At 41.5% G+C, this 16,303-nt stretch carries 12 protein-coding genes; 3 read left to right on the top strand and 9 right to left on the bottom strand.

Annotated features, from left to right (window positions below):
- Nucleotides 1–724: 724 nt before the first annotated feature.
- The 6 genes from BM375_RS08505 to BM375_RS08530 all read right to left on the bottom strand — a co-directional run bounded on the left by BM375_RS08505 (nucleotide 725) and on the right by BM375_RS08530 (nucleotide 7,470).
- Nucleotides 725–1,540, bottom strand: a complete 816-nt coding sequence (locus BM375_RS08505; RefSeq protein WP_093365228.1) for a ZIP family metal transporter — start codon at nucleotides 1,538–1,540, stop codon at nucleotides 725–727.
- A 102-nt stretch (nucleotides 1,541–1,642) separates the two neighbouring features.
- Nucleotides 1,643–1,987, bottom strand: a complete 345-nt coding sequence (rplT, locus tag BM375_RS08510) for a 50S ribosomal protein L20 (RefSeq protein WP_093365229.1) — start codon at nucleotides 1,985–1,987, stop codon at nucleotides 1,643–1,645.
- A gap of 100 nt (nucleotides 1,988–2,087) precedes the next feature.
- Nucleotides 2,088–2,288: a 50S ribosomal protein L35 gene (gene rpmI, locus BM375_RS08515; RefSeq protein WP_093365231.1), complete on the bottom strand. Its 201-nt coding sequence runs from the start codon at nucleotides 2,286–2,288 to the stop codon at nucleotides 2,088–2,090.
- A gap of 122 nt (nucleotides 2,289–2,410) precedes the next feature.
- Nucleotides 2,411–2,974 (bottom strand): translation initiation factor IF-3, encoded by a 564-nt coding sequence (gene infC, locus BM375_RS08520; RefSeq protein WP_093365232.1) that lies wholly within the window; start codon nucleotides 2,972–2,974, stop codon nucleotides 2,411–2,413.
- Nucleotides 2,975–2,985: 11 nt separating this feature from the next.
- Entirely contained in the window at nucleotides 2,986–4,911 is a 1,926-nt protein-coding gene (gene thrS / locus BM375_RS08525) for a threonine--tRNA ligase (RefSeq protein ID WP_093365234.1), read from the bottom strand.
- Between the two features lie 135 nt (nucleotides 4,912–5,046).
- Nucleotides 5,047–7,470 carry a T9SS type B sorting domain-containing protein gene (locus BM375_RS08530; RefSeq protein WP_093365235.1) on the bottom strand — a complete coding sequence of 808 codons (2,424 nt, stop codon included), beginning with the start codon at nucleotides 7,468–7,470 and terminating at the stop codon, nucleotides 5,047–5,049.
- A gap of 516 nt (nucleotides 7,471–7,986) precedes the next feature.
- Here BM375_RS08530 and BM375_RS08535 point away from each other — a divergent pair.
- Nucleotides 7,987–8,610 carry a 7-carboxy-7-deazaguanine synthase QueE gene (locus BM375_RS08535; protein ID WP_093365237.1) on the top strand — a complete coding sequence of 208 codons (624 nt, stop codon included), beginning with the start codon at nucleotides 7,987–7,989 and terminating at the stop codon, nucleotides 8,608–8,610.
- Between the two features lie 284 nt (nucleotides 8,611–8,894).
- Nucleotides 8,895–10,742 (top strand): OmpA family protein, encoded by a 1,848-nt coding sequence (locus BM375_RS08540; RefSeq protein ID WP_244525856.1) that lies wholly within the window; start codon nucleotides 8,895–8,897, stop codon nucleotides 10,740–10,742.
- Between the two features lie 107 nt (nucleotides 10,743–10,849).
- Here the strand turns inward: BM375_RS08540 and BM375_RS08545 are convergent, their stop codons facing one another.
- Together BM375_RS08545 and BM375_RS08550 are read right to left on the bottom strand one after the other, a co-directional pair.
- A complete protein-coding gene (locus BM375_RS08545) occupies nucleotides 10,850–11,917 on the bottom strand; it encodes a Gfo/Idh/MocA family protein (protein ID WP_244525857.1) in 1,068 nt (355 codons plus the stop codon).
- A gap of 82 nt (nucleotides 11,918–11,999) precedes the next feature.
- Nucleotides 12,000–13,277, bottom strand: coding sequence for a Gfo/Idh/MocA family protein (locus BM375_RS08550; RefSeq protein WP_093365243.1), 1,278 nt, complete (start codon nucleotides 13,275–13,277; stop codon nucleotides 12,000–12,002).
- Nucleotides 13,278–13,391: 114 nt separating this feature from the next.
- On the opposite strand from BM375_RS08550, the gene BM375_RS08555 reads away from it, so the two are divergent.
- A complete protein-coding gene (locus BM375_RS08555) occupies nucleotides 13,392–14,657 on the top strand; it encodes a DUF819 family protein (RefSeq protein WP_212611654.1) in 1,266 nt (421 codons plus the stop codon).
- Between the two features lie 87 nt (nucleotides 14,658–14,744).
- Here the strand turns inward: BM375_RS08555 and BM375_RS08560 are convergent, their stop codons facing one another.
- Complete coding sequence (locus BM375_RS08560) at nucleotides 14,745–16,256, bottom strand: bifunctional GNAT family N-acetyltransferase/carbon-nitrogen hydrolase family protein (RefSeq protein ID WP_093365245.1); 1,512 nt, start codon at nucleotides 16,254–16,256, stop codon at nucleotides 14,745–14,747.
- Nucleotides 16,257–16,303: the final 47 nt, after the last annotated feature.

The following is a 16,303-nucleotide window of genomic DNA, read 5'->3' on the forward strand; positions in this document are numbered from 1 at the left end:
TAACACACGCACTTCCTTTCTCAACTATAAATATCCCTAGAATTAGTTGGAAATTGAAGGCTCAACATCTGAAGTTTAATATTGAAAATTTCTTTAATGACCTTATTAAGTATAACCTAAACATCCCTTACCTCAACGACAGCGAGAATATTTGTTGCAAATTTTGTTCTAAATTGCAACCATAACGAGTCGAGATTCGGTCGGGACATATTCGAGACTGCGTATAGATAAATCCGTGGTAAGTCCGACTTGAGTCCGTGTTGAGTCCGAGTCTTATAGCGGACTTACTTCGGAAGAATGACACAAGGACCACTCTGACACCCATAACCATTCCCGAACCTAGGCCCTATCTAAGTCGAAGCAGTGTCGAAGACCACTCGAATAAATGTCGATAACTTAATAAATACGAAACAAAATCATACTTTTCATAAACGGAGTCCGTGTTAGGTTATCAATTTTTCAATCACTTTTCGAACAAGCATTTTCATATTTTCAATATCTTATAGCCTGTTTAAAAATAAAAAATTTTCATCATCTCGACAGCCTGTCCCGAAAGCTTTCACATAGGCGTCAAGTTATTCGTTTTTTGTCCGGATCCCGACCTGAGACACATGCTGGCGCACACCTATGGTGTGTGTGCCCTTTACTTATTTATTTAAGGCACGAGCAGTACACTCGTGCCAGTGAGGGGTTAACTGTTAAGCTAATGAAGAAGCCATACGCACTACCCCAACACTACATCTAAGCTCATCATCAATAGGAAGCCACCGATAAAACCGATTGTAGCTATATCAGAGCTTTTATTCTGCTGGGCTTCAGGAATAACTTCCTCTACAACGACAAAAATCATCGCTCCCGCAGCAAAGGCCAAAGCATAAGGTAAAATAGGTGTAAATGCAGCTACTGCAATAGCTCCTACCACTGCAGAAATAGGTTCTACAATAGCAGAAATCTGTCCATAAAAGAAACTTTTGCGACGGCTCATGCCTAAGCGTCTCAGGGGTAAAGAAACTGCAACACCTTCAGGCAGGTTCTGCAAACCAATCCCCAAGGCCAAGGTCACCGCTCCGGCAATAGTTGCATCAGGTACTCCTGCAGCTACGCCACCGAAAAGAACGCCAACGGCCAAACCCTCCGGGATATTATGTAAAGTAATAGCCAATACCAATAAGGTGGTTTTCTGCCAAGGAGTCTTGAGTCCCTCTACTTTCTTAAAATTGGAATGAAAATGGGGTAATATTTTATCTAAGGCGAACAGAAAGCCTGCGCCCATAAGGAATCCCACAACAGCTGGTAGCACTTTTAAAAATCCATCGCCTTCGCTCATTTCCATGGCTGGAATCAATAAACTCCAGATACTGGCTGCTACCATGACTCCGCCAGTAAATCCCAGCATACCATCCATCAGACCGCGATGAGCCTTTTGGAAAAAGAAGACAAATGCAGCACCTATAGCTGTCATCAGCCACGTGAAGGTAGAAGCATATAATGCCCCCCATACAGGATTAAGCTGCTCAAAATAGTGAATAACGGACTCCATAGTTTAATTCAATGATCAAATTTAAAGAATTGGCAAACAAAAAAGGAGCCTATAGGCTCCTTTTTTATAAATATCTAACAGAATTGATAACGGTTCAAAACTCTATTTTACGGCGTCAATAACTGCTTTGAAAGCATCAGGGTGATTTAAAGCTAAATCAGCTAAAACCTTACGGTTCAAACCAATGTTTTTAGCACTCAATTTACCAATCAACTGTGAATAAGAAATTCCATGTTGACGGGCACCTGCGTTAATACGTTGAATCCATAAAGCTCTGAACTCGCGTTTTTTGGTTTTACGGTCGCGGTAAGCGTACTGTAAACCTTTTTCTACTGTGTTTTTAGCAATAGTATAAACTTTGCTTCTTGATCCGAAATAGCCTTTGGCCATTTTCAAGATTCTTTTTCTTCTTCTTCTCGAAGCTACTGCGTTAACCGAACGTGGCATATTAATTAAAATTTAGTTTGGTATGAGGCGTTGCGTTTTGCAGCACACTTACGACCTAATACCCGGTTAAAAAATTATTGTTATTAAATTGAAATCAAACTTATTTGCCGATAGCAAGCATACGTTTTACGTTGCCCATATCTGCATCATGTACATAACTTGTTTGTGTCAAGTTACGTTTTTGTTTAGTTTCTTTCTTAGTCAAGATGTGGCTTTTGTAAGCACTTTTTCTTGCGATTTTACCTGTTCCAGTCAATTTGAAGCGTTTTTTCGCGCTGGAATTGGTTTTTACTTTTGGCATAATACTAATTGTTTTTATATCAATCTGTTAGAATTTCTTTTATTCAGTTGTTAAGTAATCAGTTGCAAGTGATAAGTATAAATCATCTACTTACAACTTATCGCTGATAACTTTCCACTTATCTACTTTTTCGGTGCTGATTTTGGAGCAAGAGTCAAGAACATACGCTTACCTTCCAGTTTCGGCAATAGCTCCACTTTACCATAATCTTCCAGAGCTTGGGCAAAGCGCAACAAAAGGATTTCTCCCTGTTCTTTGAAGACAATTGCACGTCCCTTAAAGTGTACATACGCACGTACTTTCTCCCCACTTTCCAAAAACTTAATAGCATGTTTCAGCTTGAAATCAAAGTCATGATCGCTGGTGTTCGGACCGAAACGAATCTCTTTGATAACGGTCTGCTTTGCGTTAGCTTTGATTTCCTTTTGTTTCTTCTTTTGTTCGTAAATGAATTTACTGTAATCAATTATCCTACAAACAGGAGGAGCGGCATTGGGTGAAATCTCCACTAAATCAAGTTCCAATTCGTCAGCCAGTTCCAAAGCTTTCCGAGTTGGGTAAATACCTGGTTCTACATTCTCGCCCACTAAGCGTACCTCTGGCACACGAATATGTTCGTTAATGCGGTGTTCTGGTTCTTTCTTTCTCATTGGTGGTCTTGGACCACCGGGTCTTTTTAATGCCAAATGTTTAAAAATTAAACGGTTATCTCTTTAATTAATACTTCTTTAAATTCTTCGGGACTCATCGAACCGAGTTCGACTGATCCGTGCTTGCGAACAGAAACCGTGCCACTTTCCATCTCTTTCTCCCCTACAATCAACATATATGGGATTTTTTTGACTTCAGCATCACGAATCTTCCGACCGACCTTCTCATCACGATGGTCAATCAGTCCGCGAATATCGGAATTATTTAGCGATTCTAAAATATTTTTTGCATAATCTTCATATTTTTCCGACACAGGCAAGACGATAAACTGCTCTGGCGCAAGCCATAACGGAAACTGTCCTGCACAGTGCTCGATCAAAACCGCGACAAAACGTTCCAACGAACCGAAAGGCGCTCGGTGGATCATTACCGGCCTGTGTTTCTGGTTATCACTACCGGTATATTCCAATTCAAAGCGTTCCGGTAGGTTATAATCCACTTGAATAGTCCCTAACTGCCATTTTCGTCCTAAAGCATCTTTCACCATAAAGTCCAACTTCGGACCATAGAAAGCTGCCTCGCCATATTCCACCACGGTTGGCAAACCTTTCTCAGCAGAGGCTTCAATGATAGCCGATTCCGCCAGATCCCAGTTCTCATCGGTACCGATATACTTGGCTCTATTTTCCGGGTCACGCAACGACACCTGCGCCGTAAAATCTTCAAAGCCTAATGCTCCAAATACATACAACACCAAATCGATCACCTTCTTGAACTCATCCTTCACCTGATCCGGACGACAGAAAAGGTGGGCATCATCTTGTGTGAATCCTCTTACCCGAGTCAACCCATGAAGCTCACCGGACTGTTCATAACGGTAAACCGTACCAAATTCTGCAAAACGCACAGGTAGTTCCTTATAAGAACGTGGTTTTGTTTTGTAGATTTCACAGTGATGCGGACAGTTCATTGGTTTCAAATAGAACTCTTCGCCTTCTATCGGGGTATGGATTGGCTGGAAAGCATCCGCACCATATTTTTCATAGTGACCTGAAGTCACATACAATTGCTTATGTCCGATATGTGGTGTTACCACAGGCTCATAACCAGCTTTAACTTGCGCACGCTGTAAAAAATCCTGTAATTTCTGACGTAAAGCTGCTCCTTTTGGCAACCATAGCGGCAAACCTGCCCCTACTTTCTCCGAAAATGCGAACAACTCCAACTCTTTACCCAACTTACGATGGTCACGCTTCTTGGCTTCTTCTATGAATTTCAGATAGTCTGAAAGTTCGGAAGCTTTCGGAAATGTAACGCCGTATATACGTGTCAATTGTTTTCTTGTTTCATCACCACGCCAATATGCTCCTGCAACATTGGTCAACTTGATCGCTTTGATAAAACCAGTATGTGGAATATGTGGACCACGGCACAGGTCAGTAAAACTACCTTGTGTATAGAAGGTGATTTTTCCGTCTTCTAAATCTTTGATTAAGTCCAGCTTATATTCATCTCCTTTATCGGTAAAATAGGCTAAAGCATCAGCTTTAGACACGGCTTTGCGATCGAAGGTTTCTTTCTGCTTCGCCAACTCCAACATCTTATCTTCGATTTGCTTGAAGTCATCGGAAGAAAACTCACGGTCACCAAAGTCTACATCGTAATAAAATCCTGTTTCGATCGCAGGGCCAATACCAAACTTGATTCCTGGATACAAGGCCTCCAAAGCCTCTGCCAAAAGGTGGGCTGATGAATGCCAAAAAGTAGATTTCCCTTTATCGTCGTTCCAGGTCAATAATTTCACGGAAGCATCTTCTTCAATCGCACGGGAAGCATCCCATACTTCGCCATTTACTTCTGCTGCCAGCACATTTCTGGCCAATCCTTCCGAAATAGAAAGGGCAACCTGCATTGCTGTTGTTCCCTTTTCAAACTGACGTACGGAGCCGTCAGGTAATGTAATGTTAATCATCTACGAATATGATTTTTAATTTGTTGAATAATAAAATACAAACCCACAAGGTGTACAATTACCTTGCTACGGAGCTTGCACAAAAAAATTAATAGCTACAAAGATACCGAATAAACTTGAAGAAAGAAAGTGCCATCATGATCCAGCATACAACTTCCTTATAATCACCAAGTGGCTCTTACGGCGAAATTGCTTACCGGCCAAGTCTCGTCCGCGTACGATCAAAAAATATGACCCGTCTTCTATTAAATCGCCATTCCAATCATTCTGGTAGTCCGAACTGAAATAAACCCTTTTACCGTGCCTATTAAACACTTCCAGAGTCACTGGCCCACGGCTCTCAGCGCCAACAATCACAAAGCGATCGTTTATACCATCTCCGTTGGGCGAGAAAACATTCGGAATTAAGAACGCGGATTCTATTATCCCCCTACCTATATTTGGCCCACCTACCATAGGATTATCTGGCTCCTCTGTTTCTGGCTCATTAACCACAGGCATACCTTCTACCAGCATAACCTGCATATTTGCTAAAATATTATTACAGCCTCTACCAAGACCATTTTCGGTACAATCTTCATAAATATTTCGTCGATTTTTCATTGACAGCGAAACATCCGTTGCATCTGGATCTGTCGTATCCAGATCACGCAACAGGCTCGCCTCCAAATGCAAAGCTCCATAAAATTCCTCTGCAAGCTCCTGTGGCACTTTCACATGAAGAACATATTGTACCTCACAGCCGACAGGAATATGCAAATGTAACTTTAACACACCTTCCTCCGCAACCTTATCTGTTTCTCTGGCACATGAAGAATAGAGTTTTACATCTTCTAACGTAAGCAATTCGGGAATACGGATCATCAATACTGCATCTTCTGCTTGTGAAGGCCCGTAGTTCTTAGCCCATAAAGTATAAGAAAAAGACTCGCCTTCTGTAACCAACAAGCTGCTTGGTTGAATCTCTTCCACCGCAAGATCCATTACATTTACCGTAATTTGTTTTTCTACACGTTGTATACTTTGTGCTGTAAAAGCCCAAGTATCCATCCCCTTGTTATTTCCAAAACTATACGACCCATAGTTATCATTTCCGGAATAAAGCCAGTTAATATCTGTATCAGCGTATGTGCCCCATTTGTGTCCATTGACCGCACTGGAAATCCCTTCCTTATTTACCACGGGCTTAGACATCTCACCCGACTTTCCGGCAGAGACTTCCGAATCATCCCAATACACCTTAGTAGGCTTAAACAGATTTTCTTCAATCATCTCTTCAATCAAGATCCCCATAGGATTTATTTCCATATCCAAGTATGGGAAATGAACCTCTCCGCCTAACGAAGCGACCTCTACTACCACCCCATAGTTTCCACCTTCTGACATGAACTTCCCCGCCCCATCCAAGCCATCCCAAAAATATTCATTACGGCCAACCTGTGCCTGGACTGTAAACTCCCTTTTTGCAAACCGAGCCACAGCACCTGCCTTAACTACATGGTCAACACTAAGCTTATAAATGCCTGCTTGATTCGTCTCAAAAGAAATAAGACTTCCTTTCCGACCTAGTTTATTCTCCGTACCTTCAATACCAACAATTCTTATGTTTTCTATTCGGATAGAATTGCTCTTTTTCGTGTAAAGCCAAGTATTTTCTCCTGGAAATGCACCGCTTGCATAGGCTGGCATATCCTTATCAGGAAATGTATAAAACATTTTATGTGTTACGTTTCCTCCGCTATCTTCGGCTGTAGGATTGTGAATACTATTGTGGTATTTTGAGGTATTGATGCTCTTATAGAGTGGATTGCCTTCTGTATCTAAAAAACCTTTATTGTTAACGAAATAAGAGAAATGTATACCGTTACTCCCATTACCGTGTACTCTGTAAACATGGCCATCATCTGTCAGCACATAATTTGTTCCGTGGAATGCTCCCTCTGCATTGGACATTTTTTTTGAATGTATACGAAGCGTTAGTATATTAGTAAACACACGTCCCGAAATCCATCGATTGTCTTGACTATCCCTTACAGAGACATCCCAGGCCACTACATATTCCATTGTGGGTTGAACCCAGTCCTTACTAACAGGAATATCTGGAACATCAAAATCACTATTGGACATGGCATATTCACCAAAAGGCGAAAAAAACTCCACGCTCCATATCCCAATCTCTGAAGAAGAAACCTTTATTTCATAAGGATCGTACCCCACTCGTGGCCCCTGTATCTCGGCACGTAGCGTTCCCTCGCCCCTATCCATGATACGTCCCACATTGTTGGCTGATGTTTTATAAACCTTACCTGAAGGTGAAGTTACACGTATACGTCCCAAGCCCATATTTTGTGCACTGGATGCTACAGCAATAACCTCTCCCTCTTCCGCATAGACATAATGCTTCCCTAATGTCCCAAAAGGGCTATCATTCAAGGGATTAACACTTTCTAGGAAAGCTCTGTTACCTTTCCCATTTCCATAAAACTCCTTTGACCCATCGGCATACAGATAACCCATAGATGAACAAAGGAGGACAATTAGACACAGACTCCATTTCATAGATGACCTCCATAGGATAACGCTACGTTAAATGTAGTAAATATTCTACAAATATGAAATTTTTGTAGCCAAAAATCTACATGAATACAAAAGGGCAATACAAATCATTTTTTGGATCCTCGCCTAATTCTGCTCTCTTACCAAGTAACGACCAGCACATTTGCTATATAACGATTTGAGAAAACGTGAGACAAATCATTTTTACTAAAAAGTAATTACGACCAAAGTAATAGTGACTATGACAGCGAATTTAAAAAAATCGTATCTTTGTCCACTTATTTAAAATGAGGCTTATAGCAATAGGCAATAAGCCTTAAATAAATTATACAGATACTTACGGTTTATAGCTTACAGCTTAAAGCCACAAACTTTAAAATAGAGTGATGGTGGTTATGGTAGTGAAGATAGTGATAGAGTTTACATTAGCTGGCGCATGCGTTTCGCGTGTACCTCAGTAGTACTACTTCCATCACGTCCATGACTTCGTTCTCTTCTATAACTTTTAAAACACACAACATGGCAAGGCAAGTCCCAGAGGACGGAAGTCTGCTTCCTTTAATGGAAGAATTTTACACGATACAAGGAGAAGGGTATCACACAGGCAAAGCAGCTTATTTCATCCGCTTAGGAGGTTGTGATGTGGGGTGTCATTGGTGCGATGTGAAGGAAAGCTGGGATGCAGAACTGCATCCATTGACTCCTGCTGATGAAATCATCGAAAATGCTAAAAAATATCCTGCAAAAACTGTTGTTATTACCGGCGGAGAGCCACTGATCTACAATCTGGATTATCTAACCCGGGGTTTAAAAGAGGCCGGCATACAAACGTTCATCGAAACTTCTGGCGCTTACACGCTTTCCGGTTACTGGGACTGGATATGCCTATCACCAAAAAAATTCAAAGGTCCTCGCCCCGATGTGCTTAATGCTGCAGGGGAGCTAAAAGTAATCGTATTCAACAAAAGCGATTTTCAATGGGCAGAAGAACATGCGCGCTTTGTCGGCAAGAATTGTAAACTATACCTGCAACCGGAGTGGTCTAAAGCTGCGGAAATGACCCCGCTCATCATTGATTACGTCAAAGAGCATCCGCAATGGGAGATTTCTTTACAGACACATAAGTATTTGAATATACCGTAATTAGTTAACTAAATAATTAATCACTTGTCTTCGTTTGAAACGAAGATGTTCATACGTTATACTCTACTCTCGTCTTCGTTTCAAACGAGGATGTCTTACCTCATACTCGTTACCGCTCTACTCAAACGAGTACGAGTGGCAATACTTCAACAGTTAATTAATCAATCAACCACCTAAACGATTAATCAATTAAAACAATTAATCAAAATAACAATATCTTTGTCTAGCGAACAGGCTCTCTAATTATGGTAAGTCCAAAGGTTTTGATTTTTATTATCTGCTTTATGTCGTTTCAGGCTATTGCACAGAAGCCTTCTGCTAACAAAAAGGCGCAATCGGCATTTCTGGAGGCTAACAAAGCACTTCGGCTCCAACAACATGAAAAAGCTGAGCAATTGTTACTTGAGGCTGTATCACACGACCAGCATTTTGCCACGGCCTTTCAACAGCTAGGTGACATCTATCGTAAAAACGAACAATATGAAAAAGCTATATATCCTTACCAACAGGTATTGAGTAATGATCCCAGCTTAACCCCTTTAACGCATTTCGGGTTAGGAGAATCCTTACTGTTTACCGGACAATATGCCTTAGCAGAAGAGCACTTAAAAAAATATGGCAATGCTAATTTATCCGAGAAAAGCCGACAGTTAGTCAATAAATATTTAGCCGATTGTGCCTTTAGTCTAGCAAACGTCAATCATGGTATTCCTTATTCCTTAAACAAACTTGGCCCGCAGATTAATACGGTAGATGATGAGTATTTCCCAAAACTCACTGCCGACAATAAGACCATTATCTTTACAAGAAAAACAAAAAATCAGGAAAATTTTTATGAAAGCACACTCATAAATGGTCAATGGACAGAAGCTCAAAAACTTATGGGCGACATCAATTCTGAAAATTTTAATGAAGGAGCACATTGTATCTCTCCCGACGGGAAATACCTATTCTTTACGGGTTGCAACTGGCCCAATGGATTAGGCAGCTGCGATATATACGTCTCCAAGCAGGAAAACGGCTTATGGGGAGCACCCCACAATTTGGGATCCCCCATCAACACACGAGGCTGGGAATCGCAACCTGCTATCTCCGCAGATGGCAAAACGCTCTATTTTGTTAGCAATCGAAATGGTGGCATAGGTGGTTATGACATCTATAAAAGTGTTTTAAAAGATGATGGCACTTGGGGTGTAGCCCAGAACCTTGGCCCGAACATCAATACCCCCTTTGATGAAAGTGCACCATATATACATGCAGACAACCAAACCCTATACTTTGCCTCAAACGGATGGCCGGGCTTTGGGCGCAAAGATATCTTCAAAAGCCAACAAGACAGTATGGGAAACTGGAGCGAACCCCAAAACTTAGGTAGCACCATTAATAATTTTCGTGATCAGATGGCACTCCATGTAAGTATGAATGGCAGAATCGGCCACTTAGCCTCCCAAGACAGCCTGGGACAACAGGACATTTATACCTTTGCGTTACCGGATAACACGCGTCCTAAGACCGTTGCCTATATACATGGAAAAATTATGGATGCACAAAACCGGGAACCGTTGGAAGCTCGTATACAGGTCACGGAAATCCTATCCGACAAAATTATATTCGAAGATCGAAGCGATTATATAGATGGTGGTTTCCTTGCAACCCTACCTTTGGGGAGTGACTATGCTGTACATATACAGAGGGAAGGCTATCTTTTTGAGTCCCAGACTTATCTTTTAAAGGACAGTAGCCATGCCGATGAACGATTTGAATCTGAAATTTTATTGAAGCGCATCGAAAAAGGCGCTACCGGCACATTAAACAATATTTATTTTGCCGTTAATAAATTTGACCTCTTACCCGAATCTACCATCGACTTGAAAATGTTGGTGTACTTCTTGAAGATGAACCCTCAGATATGTATTGAAATTAGCGGACATACGGACAATACCGGAAAAGCAGAGGCCAACCAAACCCTTTCGGAAAACAGAGCCAAGTCTGTACAGCATTTCCTCTATCAAAACGGAATTGAATATAATCGCATCACGACAAAGGGTTACGGACAGACTGCTCCTATAGCAGATAACAATACCGAAGAAGGCAAAAGGTTAAACCGCAGAACAGAATTCAAGGTTCTATAATTTTTTTAGGGTTTTCTAAAAACCGAAACATCATCAGATTGCTTCGTTTCCTCGCAATGACGATGATGTTTCTGTTTGCGAACCTTTTTAGGTAGACTCAAGAAAAATTACAGAAAAACCACTTGTCCGGTTTTCACGGACTCATCACAAGCAAGCGCTATTTTTAAGCTGTTTAGCGCATCTTGCATGGATTTAGAAAGATCGATATTTTCGTGTATAGCTTTAAGAAAAAAAGCTTGTTCACGATTGCACAGTTCCTGATGATTAGGTTCATCCTGAAGGTCTAGCCATTCATCCGGTCTGGTAAACGCATTCTTAGCGTCAATATCTGCATAGTGTACACGAATAGATTCGGTTTGAGTGTGCGCTTCTACGGAATCAGACTTTCCTGTCCCACTGGCTTCCTTCGCCACGATAGACGCTGAGCCTTTCGGCCCTATTACATCCTTAACAAAAAACGCAGTTTCAGAAATCATCGGCCCCCAACCTGCTTCATACCAACCTACAGAACCGTCGGCAAAACGTATCTGCAGTTGTCCGTAATTATAATTATCAGTAGGAATATCGTTCGTTAATCGAGCTCCAATGGCTGTCACCTGCACAGGTTTCGCTTCTGTCATCTGACACATCACATCAATGTAGTGCACCCCACAGTCTACAATAGGACTTAAGCTCTTCATGAGGTTGCGATGTACGTCCCACATATAGCCATGGCTTTGCTGGTTCAAATTCATCCGAAACACCAAAGGCGTTCCCAAAGTCTTTCCTACTTCGATGAATTTCATCCATGAAGGATGATGTCGAAGGATATAGCCTACCACGAGCTTCTTATTCGCTTTGACCGCCGCATCAATTACGCGCTGTGCACCGATCACCGTATCTGCTAGCGGTTTTTCTATGAACACATGTGCCCCTGCTTCAAAAGATTTAACGGCGTATTCTTCATGTGTATCAGGATATGTCGAGATACATACCGCATCTGGATTTGTCGTTGTCAATGCAATATCAAAATCATCAAACAGCGCATAATCTGTCCCTAATGACTCATTAAGCTTTACCTTGCTTTCTCCCCGAGAAACAAGCCCAATGATTTCAAATTCCGGAGACAAATGATAGGCTGTAGCATGGGATGCTCCCATATTACCACACCCTACAACTAAAATTTTTATTTTCAAATCAGTAGTTATTTAATAGTAAGTGGACAGTAGTCAGTGGTAAGTTAAACACTTAACCAACTAAGCCATAACCAATTAACAGTTAAACAAACTTATAATGTCCCGGTCTGGCAATAGCTAACTCATCTGCCGTCATATTCCAATGGTAGTCTTCTGCTGCCGGCCCCAACACTTCTTTGGAATTAATAACCTCGTCATACGAAATAGCTCTTCCTGAATAAGCTGAAAGTCGTCCCCAAATAGCCAATAGTGTAGACTTGGCCATATAGTCATCTATTAAGGGTTCTTTCGCACGAATAGCTTTGAACAACTCGTCATGCTGCGTTTGGTACATATTGTTCAACCTTTCCGTATTCTTCCAAGGATGTTCACCAAACAATTCATACTTACTATTGATAGCGACGTCAGCATAGCCCTTTGTTCCCATCACTTCTACCGTATTACGATTCGTTGTACCATTTTGCTGTCTTCCGAAATGCATGCCTTTCAATCCATCGCGATACTGATACTCTACGGCAAAATGATCAAATACATTCCCAAGTGCATTCCACGGTCTACTCTGGCGACCACCAGTTGCCGTCACTTGTACAGGGAGTTCATTATGTAAGAGCCAAGACATATAATCAATGCTATGGACTGTCTGTTCTACAATCATATCTCCTCCATAGCGTTGATAATAAAACCAATTACGCAATTGGTACACCAGATCACTCCATTGAGGCTGTCTTTCTTTATAGGTCAGTTCACCACCATACCTAAAAGTAGTGATAGACTTAATATCACCAATATCACCATTGTGGATGCGCGATACAATCTCCCGGTTAGGGAAAGAATAACGAAAACAAAATCCACTGACCACACAGAGGTTCTTTGACTTTGCCAGCTGAATGGCCTCCTCGACCTGATGGATTCCTGGTATGTCTACAGCAACCGGTTTTTCGCAGAACACATGCTTACCTTCCTGAATAGCTAACGCCAAGTGTGCAGGCCTAAAGTTGGGTGGTGCACATAATAAAACCACATCTACCTTGGATTTAATCAACCGCTCATAGGCATCAAACCCAATAAAAGACGTTTTCTCATTGACAGCAATGCGGTCACCATATTTTGCCTTCAAAGCTGTTAGGGTTTCTTGCAAATTATCCTCAAAAATATCTGCCAAAGCTGTCACTTGCACATCTGGGTCGGCATCCAGTGCTTGAAAAATAGCTCCTGTTCCCCGCCCCCCACAGCCAATCAACCCGACTTTCAACACTTTATTTTTCTGTCCTGCTTCTTCTGCAAAAATATTGTTACTCAAGGCAGCAGCTCCCAGTATCATTCCACTACTCTTCAAAAATTCTCTTCTATTTGTTGTCATTTTTAGTTTAAGTTGCCTTTATTTTGCATTTTTATGCACGAATCACAAATAAACACTTGCAAATCGGGATATAATATCTAATTTCACTTCCAAATTAATAATAAACTGAACATTATGCAACACGGAATAGAAGAAGCTACCCCATTAATCAGCAATCAAGCGGCCGTATTTGGGTTATTGATGATCGTTTTGGGATTGGTATTCTATACCTCTAATTTAACGAATAAATATTTTCAGAAGTTCTATGCTATCATTCCACCACTTCTTCTTTGCTATTTCATTCCAGGGATATTAAATTCTGCCAATATCATTGATGGAGAAAATTCACCCTTGACAGGAATCGGAAGCCGCTATTTTCTACCAGCCTGTTTAATCCTGTTTACACTTAACTTGGATCTCAAAGAGATGTGGAATCTCCGTAAGCGGGCAGGACTGATGTTTGCCACTGGAACCGTTGGTATCATACTTGGGGGGCCATTTGCTGTCTGGGTCACATCGCTTGTCGCCCCACAGGTCGTCGGTGGTGCGGGTCCTGATGAAGTATGGCGTGGGTTAGGTACTTTGTCGGGCTCGTGGATTGGTGGTAGCGCCAATCAGGTAGCACTCAGAGAAATCTTGCAACCTTCTCCTAAGTTATTCTCTTCTATTATTGCTGTGGATGCTTTTGTTGCCTATATCTGGATGGCGTTATTGTTGTATGGTGCCAGTAAGGTAAAAAAAATGAATGCATTTTTTAAGGCTGATGCTTCGGATGTTGACGCTTTGATGAGACGAATGGACGCAAAAGTCAAAGCCAACAGCCGAATTCCGGAAACCAAAGATTTCATATTAATGCTCGCCCTCGCTATGGGAGGGACAGGATTAGCTGCGCTCCTTGCTGAACCTGTTGCTCAATACATGAGTAATAATCATCCTGAACTGGAAAAATTATCTTTGACCAACAGCTTCTTTTGGATTATCCTGATAGCAACTATTTTTGGTGTCATACTTTCTTTTACTCCTGCCCGAAAGTTGGAGAATGCAGGCGCTTCTAAAATTGCAACAACACTTCTCTACATGCTTATAGTCACCATTGGCATGCAGATGGACGTCTTAGCTATATTAGAAAACCCAGGTCTATTCTTTGTAGGATTCCTTTGGATATCATTTCATGCTACTCTTCTATTTATCATGGCAAAGATTATCAAAGCTCCGTTTTTTTATTTTGCAGTGGGAAGCATGTCCAATGTGGGGGGCGTTGCTTCCGCTACCGTAACCTCGGCAGCCTTCCACCCATCGCTGATTTCAGTAGGCGTTATCCTTTCTGTATTCAGCTATGCGATCGGCACGTACGCAGGTTGGCTTACCGCAATTTTAATGCAGATGGTGTCGCCGGTATAGTTGATTCATAAAAGTTTAAGGTTCAAAGTTTGAGGTTTAGAAAAGAACCTTAAACTTTGAACCTTGAACTAAAAAATTGCTCCTACATCATTCTTTCAATCTTACTTCATACAGATCTTGTCGTCTATCTTTTAAAATCTTGACGGTACCATATTCATGTAAGTCACGTAGAGCGTATAAGTCCACGTCTGCAATCAGTACCATTTCTGTATTGGGAGTGGCTTCAGCTTTGATGCCATTATTGGGAAAAGCAAAATCCGAAGGTGTGAAAACAGCCGATTGCGAATATTGTATATCCATATTATTCACACGCGGAAGGTTACCTACACAGCCCGCAATGGCGACATAACACTCATTTTCAATAGCGCGGGCTTGCGCACAGGCTCGCACGCGCATATATCCATTCTGCGTATCGGTCATGAAAGGGACAAAAAGAAGTTGCATCCCTTGGTCAGCCATAATACGTCCCACTTCTGGAAATTCCACATCATAGCAAATCAATAAACCGACTCTACCACAGTCCGTATCAAAAACCTTAATCTCATTTCCCCCGACCATCCCATAATACTTAAATTCATTGGGTGTGATATGGATCTTCTTATGCACATCCAATTTACCACTTCGATGACAGAGATAGGAAGCATTATACAGTTTTTTATATTCCATGATAGGCATAGAACCCGCGATAATATTAACGTTATAGGTTACTGCCAGCTCCTGCATTTTTTCGATAATTTCCTGGGTTAGTTCCGAAAGTTTTTCCATCGCTGCCCGTTCCGGCAATTCGTTGTAAGGACTCATCAATGGTGTATTGAAAAACTCCGGAAACAGAATAAAATCTGTCCCATAGTCGCTCACCGCATCGACAAAAAACTCTACCTGATCGTAGAAATCCTGTACATCTTTGAACAGACGCATCTGCCACTGCACTAAGCCCAAACGTATCGTCTGCTTGCTAGCTGAGGCAGCCTTGGCATCCGGTTCATAATAAATATTATTCCACTCCAAAAGCGTCGCATATTCATTAGACTCCTTGTCCTCCGGCAAATAATTCTTAAGGATTTTCTTCACATGGAAATCGTTGGACAGTTGGAAAGTCAATGTCGGATCGAAAATCTCTTTCCGCCGAACCTTCTCAATATAAGTCCGTGGCGCCATTTTATCCGCATAATGGTGATAATTCGGGATACGCCCTCCCGCCACGATACCTTTTAGATTCATAGCCTCACACAACTCTTTACGAGCATCGTAAAGCCTACGTCCTAAACGCAACGATCGATGGTCAGGATGCACAAAGACTTCGATACCATATAGCGTATCCCCTTCATCATCATGTGTCGTAAACTTACCGTCATCGATGATTTCGTAATATTTCTTGTAAAGATTGGTTTTCTTGGAATCTATAATTAAGGACAATGCACAGGCTACTACTCGCCCATTGAGTTCCACACACAATTGCCCATCAGGAAAGATGGTAATCAGGTCCTCGATATTCTCCCGGGTCCATACATCTCCGGCATCATCTCCATAAGCTTTCGCCATGGATTTTCTAAGGTCTTTGTAATCTTCTACGGTTAGATTTCGAACGTGTATATCCATTTAAAGTTTAACTGTTTAAGCGTTTAATTGTTTAACTGATCAATCGT

This window comes from Sphingobacterium wenxiniae, from assembly GCF_900116225.1.
GTDB lineage: Bacteria > Bacteroidota > Bacteroidia > Sphingobacteriales > Sphingobacteriaceae > Sphingobacterium > Sphingobacterium wenxiniae.

Excerpts from the sequence above, each read along its gene's own strand:
- thrS (WP_093365234.1), bottom strand. The coding sequence starts at position 4,911 with ATGATTAACATTACATTACCTGACGGCTCCGTACGTCAGTTTGAAAAG.
- BM375_RS08505 (WP_093365228.1), bottom strand. The coding sequence starts at position 1,540 with ATGGAGTCCGTTATTCACTATTTTGAGCAGCTTAATCCTGTATGGGGG.
- rplT (WP_093365229.1), bottom strand. The coding sequence starts at position 1,987 with ATGCCACGTTCGGTTAACGCAGTAGCTTCGAGAAGAAGAAGAAAAAGA.
- BM375_RS08530 (WP_093365235.1), bottom strand. The coding sequence starts at position 7,470 with ATGAAATGGAGTCTGTGTCTAATTGTCCTCCTTTGTTCATCTATGGGT.
- BM375_RS08540 (WP_244525856.1), top strand. The coding sequence starts at position 8,895 with ATGTCGTTTCAGGCTATTGCACAGAAGCCTTCTGCTAACAAAAAGGCG.
- BM375_RS08560 (WP_093365245.1), bottom strand. The coding sequence starts at position 16,256 with ATGGATATACACGTTCGAAATCTAACCGTAGAAGATTACAAAGACCTT.
- rpmI (WP_093365231.1), bottom strand. The coding sequence starts at position 2,288 with ATGCCAAAAGTAAAAACCAATTCCAGCGCGAAAAAACGCTTCAAATTG.
- BM375_RS08550 (WP_093365243.1), bottom strand. The coding sequence starts at position 13,277 with ATGACAACAAATAGAAGAGAATTTTTGAAGAGTAGTGGAATGATACTG.
- BM375_RS08535 (WP_093365237.1), top strand. The coding sequence starts at position 7,987 with ATGGCAAGGCAAGTCCCAGAGGACGGAAGTCTGCTTCCTTTAATGGAA.
- BM375_RS08555 (WP_212611654.1), top strand. The coding sequence starts at position 13,392 with ATGCAACACGGAATAGAAGAAGCTACCCCATTAATCAGCAATCAAGCG.